13 protein-coding genes are annotated in these 17,270 nt (G+C 35.8%); 4 read left to right on the top strand and 9 right to left on the bottom strand.

Going from position 1 to position 17,270, the window contains the following annotated elements; translation table 11 throughout:
• Positions 1 to 645: 645 nt before the first annotated feature.
• From JAZ75_RS16195 to JAZ75_RS16155, 9 genes are all read right to left on the bottom strand, one after another.
• Positions 646 to 1,350 carry an NUDIX hydrolase gene (locus tag JAZ75_RS16195; protein ID WP_183914334.1) on the bottom strand — a complete coding sequence of 235 codons (705 nt, stop codon included), beginning with the start codon at positions 1,348 to 1,350 and terminating at the stop codon, positions 646 to 648.
• Between the two features lie 2 nt (positions 1,351 to 1,352).
• Positions 1,353 to 2,267 (bottom strand): hypothetical protein, encoded by a 915-nt coding sequence (locus tag JAZ75_RS16190; RefSeq protein WP_208696681.1) that lies wholly within the window; start codon positions 2,265 to 2,267, stop codon positions 1,353 to 1,355.
• A 12-nt stretch (positions 2,268 to 2,279) separates the two neighbouring features.
• Positions 2,280 to 3,062, bottom strand: coding sequence for an NAD(+) synthase (gene nadE / locus JAZ75_RS16185; protein WP_208696679.1), 783 nt, complete (start codon positions 3,060 to 3,062; stop codon positions 2,280 to 2,282).
• On the bottom strand, positions 3,052 to 4,560 hold the full coding sequence (locus JAZ75_RS16180; protein WP_208696677.1) for a nicotinate phosphoribosyltransferase: 1,509 nt from the start codon (positions 4,558 to 4,560) through the stop codon (positions 3,052 to 3,054). Before JAZ75_RS16180 ends, nadE begins: the two co-directional genes overlap by 11 nt.
• Complete coding sequence (locus JAZ75_RS16175; protein ID WP_132771432.1) at positions 4,553 to 5,362, bottom strand: ribose-phosphate pyrophosphokinase; 810 nt, start codon at positions 5,360 to 5,362, stop codon at positions 4,553 to 4,555. The genes JAZ75_RS16180 and JAZ75_RS16175 overlap by 8 nt, the downstream gene beginning before the upstream one ends.
• A gap of 570 nt (positions 5,363 to 5,932) precedes the next feature.
• Positions 5,933 to 7,582 carry a serine hydrolase domain-containing protein gene (locus tag JAZ75_RS16170; RefSeq protein ID WP_208696675.1) on the bottom strand — a complete coding sequence of 550 codons (1,650 nt, stop codon included), beginning with the start codon at positions 7,580 to 7,582 and terminating at the stop codon, positions 5,933 to 5,935.
• A 99-nt stretch (positions 7,583 to 7,681) separates the two neighbouring features.
• Entirely contained in the window at positions 7,682 to 8,722 is a 1,041-nt protein-coding gene (locus JAZ75_RS16165; RefSeq protein ID WP_208696673.1) for a helix-turn-helix domain-containing protein, read from the bottom strand.
• A 274-nt stretch (positions 8,723 to 8,996) separates the two neighbouring features.
• Positions 8,997 to 10,562 (bottom strand): ABC transporter permease/substrate-binding protein, encoded by a 1,566-nt coding sequence (locus JAZ75_RS16160; protein WP_208696672.1) that lies wholly within the window; start codon positions 10,560 to 10,562, stop codon positions 8,997 to 8,999.
• Complete coding sequence (locus tag JAZ75_RS16155; RefSeq protein ID WP_208696670.1) at positions 10,559 to 11,479, bottom strand: ABC transporter ATP-binding protein; 921 nt, start codon at positions 11,477 to 11,479, stop codon at positions 10,559 to 10,561. The genes JAZ75_RS16160 and JAZ75_RS16155 overlap by 4 nt, the downstream gene beginning before the upstream one ends.
• Positions 11,480 to 12,300: 821 nt before the next feature.
• On the opposite strand from JAZ75_RS16155, the gene JAZ75_RS16150 reads away from it, so the two are divergent.
• From JAZ75_RS16150 to JAZ75_RS16135, 4 genes are all read left to right on the top strand, one after another.
• Complete coding sequence (locus tag JAZ75_RS16150; RefSeq protein WP_232789226.1) at positions 12,301 to 12,864, top strand: RNA polymerase sigma-70 factor; 564 nt, start codon at positions 12,301 to 12,303, stop codon at positions 12,862 to 12,864.
• 21 nt (positions 12,865 to 12,885) lie between these two features.
• Positions 12,886 to 13,488 carry a hypothetical protein gene (locus JAZ75_RS16145; protein ID WP_208696668.1) on the top strand — a complete coding sequence of 201 codons (603 nt, stop codon included), beginning with the start codon at positions 12,886 to 12,888 and terminating at the stop codon, positions 13,486 to 13,488.
• 9 nt (positions 13,489 to 13,497) lie between these two features.
• Complete coding sequence (locus JAZ75_RS16140) at positions 13,498 to 14,697, top strand: hypothetical protein (protein WP_208696666.1); 1,200 nt, start codon at positions 13,498 to 13,500, stop codon at positions 14,695 to 14,697.
• A 133-nt stretch (positions 14,698 to 14,830) separates the two neighbouring features.
• Entirely contained in the window at positions 14,831 to 17,254 is a 2,424-nt protein-coding gene (locus JAZ75_RS16135) for a TonB-dependent receptor (protein WP_208696664.1), read from the top strand.
• Positions 17,255 to 17,270: the final 16 nt, after the last annotated feature.

Raw genomic sequence — 17,270 nt, 5'->3', positions numbered from 1 at the left:
TAATAAAAGAGAGATAAAAGTATTCAACACAAGTATCTTGGCTAGGAGCTGTCGTTTTGAATAACCTAAATTATAATATATATAATACTGATTAGAATAAATGTAATTATAAGCTTTTAATCCAACCCAAACCCCTATAGTAGAGAAGATGATTAATGAAAAGAAAATTCCTGTGGCTAAACCAATTATAATACTAAAACCTACATTAAATATGGTGACATCTCGATAGTATGTTAACACAGGACTCATGATGAAATTGATTTAAAAAATGATTTTTCTTTACTGAAGATAGTCTATAATATTACCCCAAACATATTAAAAATTTAACTTTCCAGATGTTAAAAAAATATAAATAACCATATCTCACAACATTGCCTTGACTCAACATATGATTAAAACAATAAATTACTTGTACGCGTTTATCGATTGAGATACTTTCCACCTACCGCTATTATTGACTAATGTAACAAGGTCGGGTTTGATAAAGCCCAAACTGCATCGATATAAATATAGAAAGCCACTCTCGACAGAATGGCCTTCTATATTTTATAGGATCTATTTGATGTTCCTAAGCTTTTAGCTCCCTATTACTTCATCTGCATTAGTTCAAATAATCAACATTTGTCATAAAAAAATTGGAATGTTTTAAAGCTCAAAATAGAATCCTGATTCTTTCAGAGATTCGTATTTGTCTCTATCGAAGCTGTAAATCTTGGCCGCACGAGAATGGCGATCTGGCTGCTTTTCGCTATGATCAACTAGCAATCCCATACTCAAAATCTTTTTACGGAAATTGCCCCGATCAATCGCTCTCTGCAGAATGGTTTCATATAGCTTGTGCAGTTCTGGCAATTTGAATTGCTCGGGCAATAATTCAAACCCTACTGGCTGGTAGCGTATCTTTCCTTTCAGACGCTCAATGGCAACGGATAAAATCTGATCGTGATCAAAAGCTAATGCCGTGGCTTCGCCCAAACTGAACCACTTTACTTCTTCAATATCAAGACCTGCCTCAATAAGATAATCGGTGGACTTGACCAAAGCATAGTAAGCAATGCTGATAACCCTAAAACGGGGATCTCGATCGACATCTGAAAAAGTATACAGCTGCTCCAAATAGATATCTTCTAGTCCTGCTTCTTCCGCCAGCTTCCGACGGGCACATTCATCAGCAGTCTCTTGTTCTAAAATAAATCCCCCAGGGAATGCCCATTGGCCTAAAAAAGGTTCGATACCACGCTTCGTGAGCAACACTTTGAGTTCTCCGTTACCAAATCCGAAGATGACACAGTCTACTGTGACTGCTGGTCTTGGGTATTCATATGTGAAAGTTTTTTTTGTGCTAGTCATAACTATAAATTAATATCAGTTGATTTACAAATATGAATACCGTATTGCTTCCGAAGTGCTTCGAACTGTTGTTTTGTACTGTCTTCAAATCCGGTAATTGGCGACATACAGTCTTCTAGTATTGTGATACGCGACGTGATCTCCCTATTGTCTGCAAAATATTCCAAAATCTGATTGACAGAGGCTAATACACAGTGACTGGAGGCCTGACCGGCAATGTAAATGGAGTCATACTCACTTACAGCATTTAGCACTTCAAAATTGACATAATGCTGAGGGTCGTACTCGGCTTTTACGATGCCATACATCTCAGAATAGGGATTTTGCCCTTTGTAAATTAACCGCGGGGCTGTGCTGCGAGCCGCCGCATGAAAGTAGAGCATTTTGGTGAACTGGCTTTCGAGCTTTGCTCCTACCGTCCCTTCTAAACAATGATATGGCCATATACACAAGTTTTTTTTGTTTTCAATTTCCAAATTATGGAGATAATCCATAGAGCGATCATGTTCACCATTGGCCGCTGTCCAGATGCCTTGAACAACATCCTCGTAAGTAATAATGGTAAATGGTGACGGATGGTTGCCTTCGCGATCTATCCACCAAACTGGGTGAAAAACCTGCATCAGGGAATGACAATCTAAGCTACATATAATCTGAGTCAGTGAAGCTATATTATGATACATCCATTTTGTGAGTCGCTGCACATCTTCTTTAGACCCCGGCACAGCGAGACTACCGATACTTTCCATAAAGTCGTTTTGCACATCGATAGCTAATAATAGATTCCGTTTCTGATCCTGCGAAGCAGGATTAATATTTTCAGATCGTCCAAGGGCCAGTATATCGGGTATATGTTCTACACTTTTGTAAGAAGCGATATGGTTGACATCGATAATTTGCTGATACGTGGTATTCATGATACTTAAAAGTTAATCATTAAAAATTGGAACTGCGGCAAACTTATGCGCTGATAAGGCTATACGCTGATCAATTAGCTTATCGATATTTTCATCCCCTGAAGTTCCTGCTAATATAAATGCATCTATTTGACCATATGTCATACCCAGTTCATCCTCATCGGTCTGCCCTTCCCAAAGCCCTGCTGACGGTTTCTTGTCAATAATGGAATCGGGTACTCCGAGGTATCTAGCTAATGTATATACTTCTTGCTTAGTAAGCATACCCAATGGATTAAGGTCTGCTGCACCATCGCCCCATTTGGTAAAGTAACCCACTGTACGCTCGGCCATATTACCTGTACCGATCACAAATCGGCTTCCAAGCTGTGCTAACTGATAAAGGTAAGTCATGCGAATACGCGGACGTATATTGGCTTGACTTAGGGCTCGATTGACAGTTGCTGCCTGTCCTAAGAAAGTCACATTGGTGATAGTCAAGGCATCTACGGCTGGTTGGATATCAAAAGTATGGTGTGCGAAATTGAACTTCTGAATCAGTTCCAATGCATGCTGTGAACTGCGGGTATTGGTCATATCATTGCCATAGGGCATCATAACCAAATGCGTATCGATTTTGCCCAGATGGCACAGGCAAGCGACAACACTACAATCTATCCCTCCGCTCATACCTAGAACTACTCCTTTACGGTTGGCAACAGTAACCTGTTGCGCGATCCATGTTGCTATTTTAGTTGCATAGTGTGCGACATTGTCATCATTGATAACAAATGGCTTTTGTAATTTAGTTTCCATATACGCGATTTGATTCTAGTTTTAATAAATTTCTGATCTCGTCAAATGTATTGGTGAAAAGGAATTCACCATCGATATAAAAATCTTTCAAAAGATCTCGATCCTTTAATGCTTTTACTGTCTCTGGATTAAGATCATCGATCAAACGATAATCATGGTCTTCAAATATCACTGCCACCATACCTTTCTGCGATTTTTTGAAGTTTCCGGTATCGGTCGCAGGTCGTTTTTGAATGGCTTTAAATTGTCCATCTACTTCTTCTGCTGTTCCTTTCAATGCGAAACCGAAAGTATCACGAGTTACATACTGATAAGTGTACGAACCTATTCCTAAAGCCGTATTAGTCGAAGCAAAACCTTTTTTCATCAATCCGTTGCATATCTTTTCAGCACGGTCGACCGTAATAGAATCTCCATAAACAACACCGATATGGGGGTCTAATTCTTTGTACCCTTTTGAATTGACAGTACCACCAAAGATTTCAAACAGGCGTTCAACAATTCCTTTACGAATGGTTTCACGATCGGAATCCTCATCGCCACAGATAATATGGATCGGATCTCCGCTATCGGGACGAATCACAACTTTTCCATCTCTGGCAAGGATCAGTTCTTTTAACTGCGGTATAACTTGGTCTACGACGTTCCAAAGGTCGTAGGTATCAGAAACTATTGAAATATTACCACTTGGATAAACTTCAGTGATGAGATGGCGAAATGCTTCAACTTCCCTTTCCCCATATGAACACATAACACTATGTTCTGTTGAGGGTGTATACATCAGAACATCATTGTTTGCGGCGTAGTAAGATTTAAGATAGTTTCTTACAGATAATGTAGCTGATACTGTAAAACTCAAGAGATGCCCTCCTGCTGTCCGGTACGCAGTCTCCGGAGAGCCCATGCCACGCATGGAGAAATCTCCTGCCTGGCTGTGTACTTTTTGAACATCTCCGGTTTTCTCGGCATAAGTGGTCAATAGTCTTTTATACCGGTCTGCTATGGTAGCTGCTGTCATGGGGGACCAAATATAAGCTGAAAGTTGAGTTTCTAAGTACCCCGGTAACCAGAAAAAATCAGGATGGGTATTTTCGATCGTGAACATAGGTACACCTATAGGAACTAAACTTCCCTCCCTCATTGCTTTGACTTTAATAGGCAGATAACCTAGTTGATGTAAAGCACTGATGTGGGCTGAGCTGTGAGTAGCTGCAAAATTAGCATTGGTATTTGCAAAAACATGCTGGATAGCTTCTTCATATTCGGCCACTACTGTTTCTAACGGTTGCTTGAAAAAATACTGATCAAAGGCATGAGTCATTTCTGCCAGCGCTCCCTGCAATCCGAAAAATACGACATGGCTAATACCGTCTATCCGTGACATACGGGGTGTCCAGGTTTCATATACCCAATTGGTTTTGGCCGGATATTGATCTTTGTGGCATAACTTGTAACCGTCTGTCCAAAGGATGGGATTTTTGCTAATCGGATTAAACATAGTTTTCGAGATTAATGGTGATGTATTCTATTTTGGGATGCGTCTCATGCATCATTGATGTGCTGGTAAAGACTTTGTCAATAGGCGAATCTTGATCGAGCAATTTACCGGATAATGCACGGGGTTCACAATGTGTGACAAGAAGATAAACTTCACTGGCTCCCATTTGTTTCAAAATCTGCCCTGCCCAAAGGAAGGTTCCACCTGCGGAACAAAGATCATCTACGATGATGCACTTTGCCCCTTGTGGTATATCGCCCTGTTTAAGAATCATATTTTCAATACGTCCGGTATGCGGATTACGGGTCTTGTCAAAGACGCAACTATTAGCATACCCTGCATTTTCATACCGTGAAGCTGCCCCTTTGTCTGGAAAAACGATACGGTCGCTATCTGTAAACTGAAGCTTATTTATGATGGACGGCAACCAATCTAATGCTGGATAAATGGCTTCACTATGATGCAACAGTTCAGTAGTCTTGGTAGAGTGCGGTTCGATTACATAAACCTTTTCAAAGTTAAGGTCATTGATAAACTCGCAGATATATTGAAGGGTGAAAAGATCACCGTCAATCTTACGGTCCATACGGCTGTAAGGCATGTAATTGATCACTAACTTACAGTTTACCTGTTCCTGTTCAAGCCTTTTCTTAACAAATAAAAGTTTGATGAGGTCGCCATCCTCTTGATATGTGAACTGAAGGAAGTTATCTTTTAAGATATACGAATCAAAATCTTTCACTTTGGTTTCTTTATTAGGAAACTGTTCTGTGATTATTGTGTGGGTGTTTAATACGATCATAACTCTCTTTTTACTATTGAGTATATTTTACTCAACAAATATGAGTATTAATTTTTATTTACACAATGTTTCTGAGTATTTTTTACTCAGAAAAAAATATCCTAAATATAAAGAGCTGATAAACAACGCAAATAATTTTTGATTATAATAGCTTTGTAAACAAAAAAGCCACATCTCTTGATGTAGCTTTAAAATAAATATATGCATTCAAACCTGATTTACTTGTACGCGTTTATCGATTGAGATACTTTCCACCTACCTCCGTCATTAACAATGTTACGATGTTTCCCCGGCTAAAGCCATCCCACTTCATGGCTACTTCAGCGACCATATTGTCACTTGATTACTGTACAATAGTGGTGTTTGGCTTACAACTTAGCTAGTCTCCTTTTTGTTATTCCAGAAATAAAAGAACTTCAGAACGATGTTGATTTTGACTCTATCATCAATCTCACAATAACTGATTCTAAATTTTAAACTACGACATCAGTTTTTCAGAAAATGATGTAACCCTAGAGCAGGTCATTTCAAAGTTGGTTTGTTAAAAGTTACAATCTGCGTCTTAGGTAGTTATTTCAACTTAATAAAGTTGACATTGGTTGCCCCAAAATTAGTAATACTCAATCCCGTTATTTCATTTTTTTTGTTTCTGTGAAAATTGACTTCCACGGCAAAAGTAATGACTCCTGTAAATTTATCTTTTTCGACTTCTGTTAGCACAGCATCACTCAATCTGTTATGTGACATTGTTAACTTTCCATTGATGACTTTCAATGTGAAAAGTGATGCCAAATCAGAGTTCTGAAATTGACCTTCAAAAACCTTTAAATTCGTTGCGGCAATATATACCGGGCCTTCTTCAACTCTAATTTGAGACTCAATTATCGGCGATCTCTCTTTAAATTTGTCCGATAAATAAAATTCTGCGATGTCCATTCCTGCCTTATATGAAACAAAACTTTCATCATTACTCAAAAGAATGATGGATAATTTATTCTCCTGAAAACGACCTAAATAAGATTTAAAACCAGCATCGCTTCCTGTATGATTATAGACATTAAGACCTTTGTAGTTTCGGATAAACTGACCTTTGGCATGGTAAATATTTTCTCCATCTCTTACTGCTAAAATAGCAGGTTTGCCATTATCTAACAGTGATTTTTCATTGAAAAGATTAATAAAATCAACATCCCCTACTTTAGGATTTTCAAAGTTAGCAGTCCATTTAACTAGATCTTCAACAGTTGTATAAACATTTGTCGGTCCTACAGAAGAACTGTTAAGGTTTCTTTTACTGTATAATCCGTTTGCATTTCCATAAGAATAAGCTCTATTTTTAACTATTTTTTCGTTATCATCATATATTAAGGTATTTTCCATACCTAGTGGATTGAAAATATTTTCTTTCGCAAACCGACTGAAACTTTTTCCCGAAACTCTTTTTACAATTTCAGTAAGCAATGTAAATCCTGTATTACTATACTTAAATTGACTTCCGGGTAAAAAATTCAGTTCTTTTTGTTTCGTTATTATTTTCATTACTTGTTCGGTAGTAATGACATCATCCATTCTCCAACCTGCTAATGTTAACAATGCCCATTGATCTTTTAATCCACTTGTGTGAGAGCATAAATGCTTAATTGTTATTATTTTTTCATAAATCGGCAATTCGGGAATGTATTTTCTTATATCATCATCCAACGAGATTTTACCTTGTTTCTCTAATAAATAAATTGAAAAGGTAGTAAATTGTTTAGAAACAGAACCTATATTAAAAATCGTTTTTGAAGTAATCGGAATATCATATTCAAGGTTAGCGGTCCCATAGCCTTTTTCGAAAATAAGTTTTCCGTCTTGTACAATACCTACTGCAACACCGGCAGTTTTTGAATTGTATTGAGAAAATAAGGAATCAATTTTCTTTTCTGCAGCTGAATTTGTTTGTGCTGACAAATTGCTTGATATACAATATTTGCCTTTATTCCCATTTTGAAACCAGTTGACATATTCTGAAATTGGAGCTATCCACAAAGGTTTTTCTTTGTGGCTTAAAAAAAGATTGGCTTCTGCATAAAAAGCCTTACCAATACTTTCAGGTTTATTATAAGATGTACCATTAATATAGTTCTGAATACAATTTTCAATGAGAGACTGTTCTGATTGTGCAAAAGATCCATTTGATAGGATTACAAATAAAATTGCGAAAAAGATTTTTCTCATAAGCTTTGGATTTTAATGATTTAAAAATGTTCCTCAAAAATATATTGCTTAAGTTTCAAATCAGTCCAAGTTTATCATAATGAAGTACGGATGTATATTTTAGGAGTAAAAATTATGTTTTTGATAATTTGAAGGCGTAGTTCCTGTGATTTTTCTAAATGAACTATAAAATGTACTGCTCGAATTAAAGCCAGATTCAAAACCCACAGCATCTATTTTCAACTGAGGGCTTTCAATTAATAATCGTTTTGCTTCATCAATTCGATATTCATTAATAAATTGAGTAAAACTTTTATTCAAATTATCATTAATTAATTGTGATAGTAATTGAGGTCGAATATTTAATTCTTTTGCTAAAATTGATAAAGTGAGATCAGGGTTAGTATAGATTTTTCTTGTTTCAAAAAGTATATTAATTTTTTCTTGAATTTCCTTTACCAGCTTTTCATCTATTTTGTTGATGTATTTTTCTTTATTAATGACAGGATTTAACGTTTTGTTTTTTGCATAATAAATCAGCATAAACGAAATGTAAAAGCTAAAGGAAAAGGTCAAAGCACCAGAAATATACGACGTATATCTAGATAAAGAATAGGAAAGCCAAATTGCAAAAACACCACAAATAATTGATAATATCCAAGTTTCTTCATAACTAATCTGATGGCGACTGGTCACTAACTTCATGAAAATTTGTTTAGCCTCATAAATGGATAATACAATAAAAATAAACCACTGAAAATTTATAGCATAATAAATTATTCCTCTCCATACCTCAGAATTATCCTTGTATGGGAAAAGGAATCCAAAAACAGCTACAGCTATTACTATAAAAATGAGACTATATTTTGCAAAAGAATAATTAAGCTTTTGCAATATTGATTTAACAAAAAAGTACAATAAAGGACCAATTAAAACACATGCCGACAAACCTATTTGTAAATACGTTTTTGATAACTGTGGATTAAAATTGTAAAATATAGATTTTCCGATTCGTGTACTTAGCGATAATAATAGAAGCCCTAAAAATAAATCGGATACAACTTTGTTTCTTTTTAAAAATAAGAAATAAAAGCCCAAAACAAGACTATTAAAAACACCTAAAGCACTTAGAAAAAATAATAGTTGATTGTGAATATTCATTAATTTAAAAATATGCTTTCTTTTGGAATTGTTTACAATTGGCCTCAATTTACGCGCTAAAAACGTTCGAGTAATTTTCTTACAATACTACATAAAAATATCAGTACAGTAATTAAATTTTTCTTAAGATATAGTAAGGCAGTTTTTCCTTTTTTATTGCGGTAGAAAGCAGCGCTATCCTTTTGAGGGTTTTCCATGTGATGATCAGACAGATCATTATTGGGATCATAGAGGTGAAAATAAAAAATGGATCTTTTAAATTGATTTATTCATATTATTCTTTATCAAAATATTTTTTAAGATCGGATATGCTCTTTATCTGGAGTTCAACAGCATGTTTCCTGCGCATCATTAATGCATAAGAATTGTTAAATCCTAAGGGCCTCAGCCATTGAATTCCATACTGTTTCTGAAATTCAGAATTCACATATTGATAGGTTTCCCCTGGACTTTTTGTAACCTTTTTCAGATCTCCATCTGAGGGCTTTAACAATACCAACAACCCGGTTCCCGTATATTCAGGATAAAAATCTATTGCATCGTTCATCAATGCATCAAAACAAATTTTGGTTCCTCCCAGTCCCGTTTTGGTCTGCACCCTATAATTCGTATAGCCTTCTATCAGCATTTTATACATTTCGGCAAGAACATACTGCTCGCCAAATATCTTCGAGCCAATGCGCACTGTTCCTGCATTTCCAAGGTTTGATTTTTTATATAACTTATTTTTAATTAAAAAATCTTTCGCAATTTTTTCAGGGGTTTGGTTCAGATAGTCGGATTTGTAATTCAGATCCGTCATAATAGAATCATTAAATTTTCCAGCCAAGAGATTAAGTGTTTCTTCAAGTTCCGGAAACTTTTCCAATGTTTTTGATTTAATAATTGGAGCTGCATAATAAGGCGGAAATATCTTTTTGTCATCTTCCAGAACATATAGATCGAAAGCCTTAATTCTTCCGTCAGTAGAATACCCACTAATCAGATCGAGTTCTTCTTCATAAGCTGCTTTATACATAATGGCATCACTTACAACAACAGGATTTACATTAAGTTCGTAAACAGAACGCAAACCAAGATCTCCATCCTGTCTTCCCATAAATTCCGGCGTAAAACCAGCTGTAATTTTTTGATGGGAAATAGAAGTAACTCCATAGACCACTCCCACCAAGATAAGTGATGCAGGAATGATATATTTTAACTTATGAAAGATTCTATATCCGAATTTTTGTACAACAGCAATTGCCTGATCTAGTATAACCGCCATTAGGGCTGCAGGAATTGCACCAGATAAGATCATATTGGTATTATTAAGCGATATTCCGCCAAAGATAAATTCACCAAGACCTCCTGCGGCAACAAATGAAGCCAGAGTGGCAACTCCGACATTAATAACCGCAGCAGTTCTTATTCCTGCAATGATTACAGGCATTGCCAGCGGAAATTCGACCTTAAAAAGAAGCTGACTTTTATTCATCCCCAAAGCTTTTGCAGCTTCAACAACAATCGGACTTACCGTTGTGATTCCTGTATATGTATTACGGATAATGGGCAAAAGCGCGTAAATAAGTAAGGCAATAATAGCTGGTTTTGCACCGATTCCAAAAATAGGAATCATGAAGCCCAATAAGGCAATACTTGGAATTGTCTGTAAAACTCCGGCTAATCCGAGAACAGGAGTTGATAATTTCCTCTTGCGGGCGATTAATATTCCTAAAGGCACACCAATAACAATAGCCAGAAGCAATGAAAGAAAAGTAAGCCCAAGATGCTGTATAATCTGAGTTTGCAGTTTTTCATGCTGCTCCATAATAAACTGCCAGAGACTTTGCTGCATCATACGATCTGTAATTTTCTATAATCATTAAACCCCTTGATCAGATTTTCATAATGTCCGGTGTTTTTATAATCTGAACTTAATTTTTGTAGGGCATTCCAGACGGTTGTCGTTTCTTTGAAATCGAACTCTTCTAATCCATTTTCAGGTTCCATATAGCCTAAAACATCTTTTAAAGTGGCTATTTTGTATTCCAATAAAAGATGGTTTTCAGCAAAAAAATCATGAACAAAGTCATTTCTTGAATGATACAGCATTTCTTTTGGGGTTCCTGTCTGAATAATTTTCCCTTTATCCATCAGACATATTCGATGTCCTAATTCAAATGCTTCCTGTACATCATGCGTGACTAGAATAATAGTTTTATTCTTAAGTTCTTCTAGGGATTTAAATGCTGCATGAATATCGGCTTTTGTAATATTATCTAAAGCTCCGAAAGGTTCATCCATAAGCAAAACAGGAGTATTTGCGATGAGTGCTCGGGCAATTCCTACTCTTTGCTGCTGTCCACCACTCAGTTCGCCGGGAAACCGTGAAAGCATGTCTTCGGAAAGATGAAGTTTATATAAAAGCTCCGCCATTCGATTTTGGATCTTTCTTTTATCCCATTTTAATAATTTGGGGACAATAGCAATATTCTGTTGAACGGTATAATGAGGAAAGAGCCCGGAATGCTGCATAACAAAACCTATTCCCATCCTTAAATCTTCGATTTTCCGATCACGGATATTCTGACCATTAATTAAGATATCTCCCGAATCAGCCTCTATAAGGCGGTTGATCATTTTTAGCGTTGTTGTTTTTCCGCAACCACTCGTTCCTAGAAGCACCAGAATCTCATGATCATAAGCCTGAAAAGAAATTTGATCAACGGCAGGCTTTCCGTTAAAGCTCTTTGAAACCGATTCTACTGTAATCATAGGTACATTACTGAATTAGTTGTATGTCTGTGAACTGTCATTTCAGACTGGTTTGGAAAAACTTTCAATTTATTATTACTGCTGTTTCCTCGTGATGTGATTTCAGAAGTCATCTTATTAATGATTTATCTAGCGCAGATTCAAAATCTTTTCTAAATGCCGAAAAATCTCGACAATATACCGATGATAAAGCATTAATTAATAAAATAAGGATTACAAATTTTAACTTCATTATTAAAACAGTTAGGATCAAATAATCTATTATATAACAATTTACATATATTTTATCACTTTTACTATGATAATTTCATAATGTTTTAATATAACATAAAAGCCACATCTCAACATATTGTCTTAACTAAACATATGACTTCAAAATTTAAGAATTAACAGTAAGATACTCTCCTGTTATCGCTATTATTGACTAAAGTCGCATGTTCTGTCTTGGTAAAGTCATTAAAACAGCATGATTAGTATGGCTGCCATATAATCAGCTGATTGCTGAACAATGATGATATTTATTTTACAGTTCAACTGCTCACCTTTTTATTTTTTCAAAAACAAGATGGCCTCTGAACGGTTATTAATTTTAATTTCCGATGTCTGTACTTTTTGGGTGAAGTCAAATGTAAACAACTACTATCCTGCTTTCATAACCAACATAATGGTAAATGCATTGTTCTACTCTTGTCCGAGGGAATAGAATTAATCACTATAATTCAGAACGTTTGATAATAATCAAAACCGATAATGCAAAATACTTCAACAAAGCATAGACTTCTATTTGTAATAAGTCTAAATAGAACGTATATTTGAACGCTTTGAATACCTCAGTACATAAAATAGAGATTAACAAAAGACGTTTTGAAGAGTTGTTCCAATTGTATTGGAAGAGGATGTATTCATTTGCCCTCAAAAGCCTTGGAGACGAGGATGATGCCAAGGAGATCGTTCAGGAGGTTTTTAAATCACTATGGGAAAGAAGGCAGCATCTTCAATTACAAGATGCCGAACGCTATCTATTGCGTTCAGTAAAATTAAAATCGCTGGAATTTCTAAGAAATAAAGGGAATAAGGAGCGGCATCATGACTTGATTTCAAACAGTAAAAGTGAATTGTACGAGGATAATAATCTGTATTACAAAGAACTTAAAAATCATTTAGATAATGCGGTGGACTCATTGCCAACGCAATGCAAAAATGTTTATAAACTGAGTCGCGACGAAGGATTGACCAATAAAGAAATAGCAAATAACTTATTAATTTCAGAACGGGCGGTCGAATATCATATCAGCAAGGCATTAGCTGTTATTAAGATCAGACTTAAAAAATATTGCAATATCAACATTGCTCGATTTCTATTAATTTCTTTTTTGTACTTTTGAATGTATTCGGATTATCAAAAAATGGAAATCAACCAAGAAATACTAAAAAAATATGCTTCTGGGCAATGTTCAGAGGCGGACAAGCATTTAGTCGAAAAATGGTTGAATAATGATTCCTGGGATAGCATCTCGGAAAGCAATCATGCAAATGAAGAAGTTGGATCTGAGATATGGGATAAAATCATTACAGATGCTACTTTAAACAGGAAAATAAAGTGGGGAAAAATTGCAGCAGCGGCGGCGGTCGTTTTTGCGCTAGGTTGTTCTATTTTTTATCTTACCCACCCTTCTTTGGATAATCATACTTTTACAAATACATCTGTTGAAAATAGTAAATTCTTTATCGAAGACCATTACGATGTGCAGTTAAGTAAGAATAGTACCGCTAATATTAATCTCGTCAATAGAACACTGACTTTTTCGGGAGACTTTATCTTAAAACCTAAAAGAGATTTCGAACTACTGGACAGTAATCATAATATGTTAGTATTTAAAGCTGGAAGAGAATATTTTGTATCTGATTCTCCAGATTTTGGTAAAATCGTGGCGTTTCAAAAAAGTGATCTGGCTTTTTTACCATCAAATATGCAAATTAAAATCAGAGAACAATTTCAAAGCATTTAATACACAAGCATGAAGCGATTATTAGTGTTGTTTTTCCTTGTAACTTTCATTTTTTCTTGTAAACAAACTCCTGAAGAAAATATAGATCCCAATTTTGTCTTTTGCCTGTTCAACAAAGATGAAAGTCCAACAAGCTTTTTGTTTTCTGAAAATTTAGATGATACAGATAGCCCAACTCTTCAAATCCCACTTTCTACCGCCCGTATACAAGAGCGAGAATATATTTATAAAAACGGCTTCTTTTATCGATTATCAAGTAGAACAAGTGTTTTTACTAAATATCAATTGCAGGGTTCATCCTTAGTTATTATAGACAGCCTACCATTAAAGAACAGTGATTTTGAAACCATAACATGGAAAGATAATAATAATCTAATTGCAGTTTGCAGAGAAGATCTTGCGGAAAAAAAATCTCAAGCCCACGTTTATCAGATCGATGTTGCCGCTATGAAAATCATAAAAGAAGATACACTTGTCTTACCTTTTGCGACAGAAGAATACAAGTCACTACACCTCGGTCTTGTCGATGTTGAAAATGAAGATCTTTGGTTAGCCTACTCCTTTTTTAAAGCTACTGGAAAATACGGACATACAACCTCCGATACAACCTATTACGCAACCATAAAATACGACAGCTTTAAACTTGTAAATATTCAGAAAGAAACCCGTTCAACTTATCCTGGAGGCTTCAATATCATACAATCCTATAGTTTTAAAGATGAACAGGGTGATTACTATTTTATGACTAACCCGGGTATAGCCCTAGGTAATAACCCCAATTTACCAACAGCTATCTTCAGAAAAAATAAAGGGCAGCAGCTAGTCGATCAAGACTATATGATCAATATTTCGAAGATCATCGGAAATCACGCTTACGGGATATGGTACGTTGGCAATGGAAGGGCTATTATCCGTAATGAGCAAAAGAAACTGTATACAGATTTCTCTAATTTTCATGCTGTCTATCAGTTTGAATATCGATTAGTGGATTTAAAATCCGGTTCCATTGAGAAAATCGACCTTCCATTGGATAAAGGTACGCAGAAAGAAAATGTCTGGACTGACAAAAAATTCGTATATATAGCCATAGATGATTCAAATGACGAACATCGCGTTTGGAAATATAACCTGCAGACAAAAGAAATTTCGAAAGGAATTAAACTTCCAAATACGACGAACTTTACCGTCCGTATGAATTATTTGAAGTAATAATACATTTCCGCATAAAAAAAACAAACCTCATAATCAACCACTTGTATATTTTTTAAAAAAATAACGAATATCAACATTCGGTAATTGATAAGTATAGGCAACCCTCTTATATATACTTAATCTAAATAAAATGTTGAAGTCAACATCTACTTTTGTACTGTTATTCATTTTTACTGTATTTACTCAGGCACAAACCTCCAAAAAGAATGCTATTTCAGGTTTTGTCAAAGATAACTTTGGAAAACCGATTGTAGGAGCCACCATACTTCTTAAAGATCAAACAATGGGTACCTCGTCAGATGTAGACGGATATTATAAATTACAGACAACAGTATCTCATGAAGCCATTATACGCGTGACCGCAGTTGGATATAGACCTCAAGAAAGAACCCTAGACAATAAATTAATACAGGATTTTCAGCTTAAAGAAGATCACAACTATATCGATGAAGTTACTATATCCGCACGTGGAAAAACTGAAAATGAGCATCAAGTAGCATCGATAAAGCGTTCAGGATTCAATGTGAGCGTCATTGATATGAACAAGCATGCTAATGAAGCCGCAAATTTAACCCAAGTTTTGAAAAGAGCCACTGGAGTAACGATACGTGAAGATGGTGGATTGGGATCCAATTTTATATTTCGGATCAATGGATTAGATGCAAAAATTTACATCGACGGTGTTCCCATGGAGAACTTTGGTACATCAATGTCTTTAAATAATATCCCCGTCAATCTTATAGACCGTGTTGAAGTTTATAAGGGTGTAGTACCTGCATTTTTAGGTTCTGATGCCTTAGGTGGTGCCGTCAATATCATTACCAAACGTCGCGCAAGACCTTATTTGGACCTTAGTTATTCGCTTGGCTCCTTCAATACGCATCAAGCCGCAGTAGTGGGTACATTTACCAATCCGAAAAGCAAACTATCACTCCGAATGAATGCATTTTACAATCATTCTGACAATGATTATACCATGTACACAGCGGAAAAGTACAATGTTATTTTAGAAAAGACTGTCGATAATAAATTTGTTCCCGTGCCCAAAGTCAAGCGATTTAACGATGCTTACACTTCTGCCATGGGACAGTTAGAAGCTGGTTTCAGGGATGTATCTTGGGCTGATCAATTTTATGCAGGTCTGACTTATTCCCAAAATCATAAAGAGAACCAACTAGGAGCTTCCATTAACAAGGTGTATGGCGGATCATGGTCTGAAAGTAACTATTTGATGCCAACCCTGAGTTACAAAAAAAACAATTTCGTTGTAAACCGTCTTTACGCCGACGTTTTCACAAGTTATAGTTACGACACTCGATATGTAAGAGATACCGCATTGTATAATTACGACTGGTCTGGAGGTTGGATATCAAATCAAATCGGTACAACGCCCAACCCGCAGAAAGATGTAAAGTATAATTTGTCGAATTACTTAGCGCGGGTCAATTTAAACTACGATTTTGATGAAGCCCGCAATCAAAGTTTAAACTTCAACTACAACTTTAACAGCAACAACCAAAAAGAATATGATAGAATCGGGAACTACGACCGATCTGGATTACCATCGTATTTGGGAAGACATATTTTAGGTTTATCATGGCAAAACCAATGGTTTGATAAACGATTATCAAATGTTTTAGCGATAAAATATTATCGATTAGATGCATCCAAAGATATTGATGAACGAAAATTTGATGGAAATAACGAGTTGCTAAGTGGAGACATCATTCATCAAAAAAAACAAGGCAGTTATTATAGCATGAGTATTGCCACAAGGTATAGAATCACAAAAGATGGTGGATGGAAGTTGTCGTATGAAAGAGCATATAACTTACCATCCATGACGGGCCTTTTTGGCGACGGCCAAAATATTACATCAAATTGGGATTTAAAACCTGAACGCAGCGATAATATCAACACCGGATTTTACTACAATACTTTCATCAACCAGGATCATTTTATCAATGTAGATGTAACGGGTTTCTACAGATTAGCAGATCATTATATTAACACCCGCGCCGTTACACAGAATGGAAACGATTATTTTCAATATTACAACGTTGATGGTGTCAAGCTCTATGGCTTTGAAGCTGAAGTGAAATATGGATTTAAGGATCTTTTTGCTATTACGCTCAATGGCTCTTACGATAAAGCCATCGACAATGCAAAATACACAGATGATTCCGGTAATCAACAGGTCAGCTTAAATTATGGCCACCAACTTGCCAATCGACCATGGATCTATGGAAACGTAGATGTAAGCCTTATCCAGAATAACTGGTTTCAAAAAGGAAGCAGAATACAATTATCCTATTTACATCAATATTCCCACTGGTTTTACCTTACAGAAGCATACCTCGGTTCTCTTGAATCCAAAGATCATATTCCGTCTCAAAATATCCATTCCGCTGTACTTAGCTATGCTTGGGATCGTAATAAATACAACGTATCCTTTGAAGGCAGAAACCTGACAGATGAAAGAGCATACGACAATTTTCGCCTCCAAAAGCCTGGACGGGCATTTTATGTCAAGCTGAGATTATCAATCATGTAAAAACAATAAATACATA

The sequence above is a fragment of the Sphingobacterium sp. UDSM-2020 genome (genome assembly GCF_016132525.1).
GTDB lineage: Bacteria > Bacteroidota > Bacteroidia > Sphingobacteriales > Sphingobacteriaceae > Sphingobacterium > Sphingobacterium anhuiense.
Note: the sequence above shows the minus strand (reverse complement) of the source record. Positions and strands in the feature narration are given on the sequence as shown.

What these genes read in the sequence shown, in the direction of transcription:
- JAZ75_RS16155 (WP_208696670.1), bottom strand. Translation starts at nt 11,479, where the DNA reads ATGATTACAGTAGAATCGGTTTCAAAGAGCTTTAACGGAAAGCCTGCC.
- JAZ75_RS16145 (WP_208696668.1), top strand. Translation starts at nt 12,886, where the DNA reads ATGGAAATCAACCAAGAAATACTAAAAAAATATGCTTCTGGGCAATGT.
- JAZ75_RS16160 (WP_208696672.1), bottom strand. Translation starts at nt 10,562, where the DNA reads ATGATGCAGCAAAGTCTCTGGCAGTTTATTATGGAGCAGCATGAAAAA.
- JAZ75_RS16190 (WP_208696681.1), bottom strand. Translation starts at nt 2,267, where the DNA reads ATGAATACCACGTATCAGCAAATTATCGATGTCAACCATATCGCTTCT.
- JAZ75_RS16140 (WP_208696666.1), top strand. Translation starts at nt 13,498, where the DNA reads ATGAAGCGATTATTAGTGTTGTTTTTCCTTGTAACTTTCATTTTTTCT.
- JAZ75_RS16175 (WP_132771432.1), bottom strand. Translation starts at nt 5,362, where the DNA reads ATGATCGTATTAAACACCCACACAATAATCACAGAACAGTTTCCTAAT.
- JAZ75_RS16195 (WP_183914334.1), bottom strand. Translation starts at nt 1,350, where the DNA reads ATGACTAGCACAAAAAAAACTTTCACATATGAATACCCAAGACCAGCA.
- nadE (WP_208696679.1), bottom strand. Translation starts at nt 3,062, where the DNA reads ATGGAAACTAAATTACAAAAGCCATTTGTTATCAATGATGACAATGTC.
- JAZ75_RS16170 (WP_208696675.1), bottom strand. Translation starts at nt 7,582, where the DNA reads ATGAGAAAAATCTTTTTCGCAATTTTATTTGTAATCCTATCAAATGGA.
- JAZ75_RS16180 (WP_208696677.1), bottom strand. Translation starts at nt 4,560, where the DNA reads ATGTTTAATCCGATTAGCAAAAATCCCATCCTTTGGACAGACGGTTAC.
- JAZ75_RS16165 (WP_208696673.1), bottom strand. Translation starts at nt 8,722, where the DNA reads ATGAATATTCACAATCAACTATTATTTTTTCTAAGTGCTTTAGGTGTT.
- JAZ75_RS16135 (WP_208696664.1), top strand. Translation starts at nt 14,831, where the DNA reads ATGTTGAAGTCAACATCTACTTTTGTACTGTTATTCATTTTTACTGTA.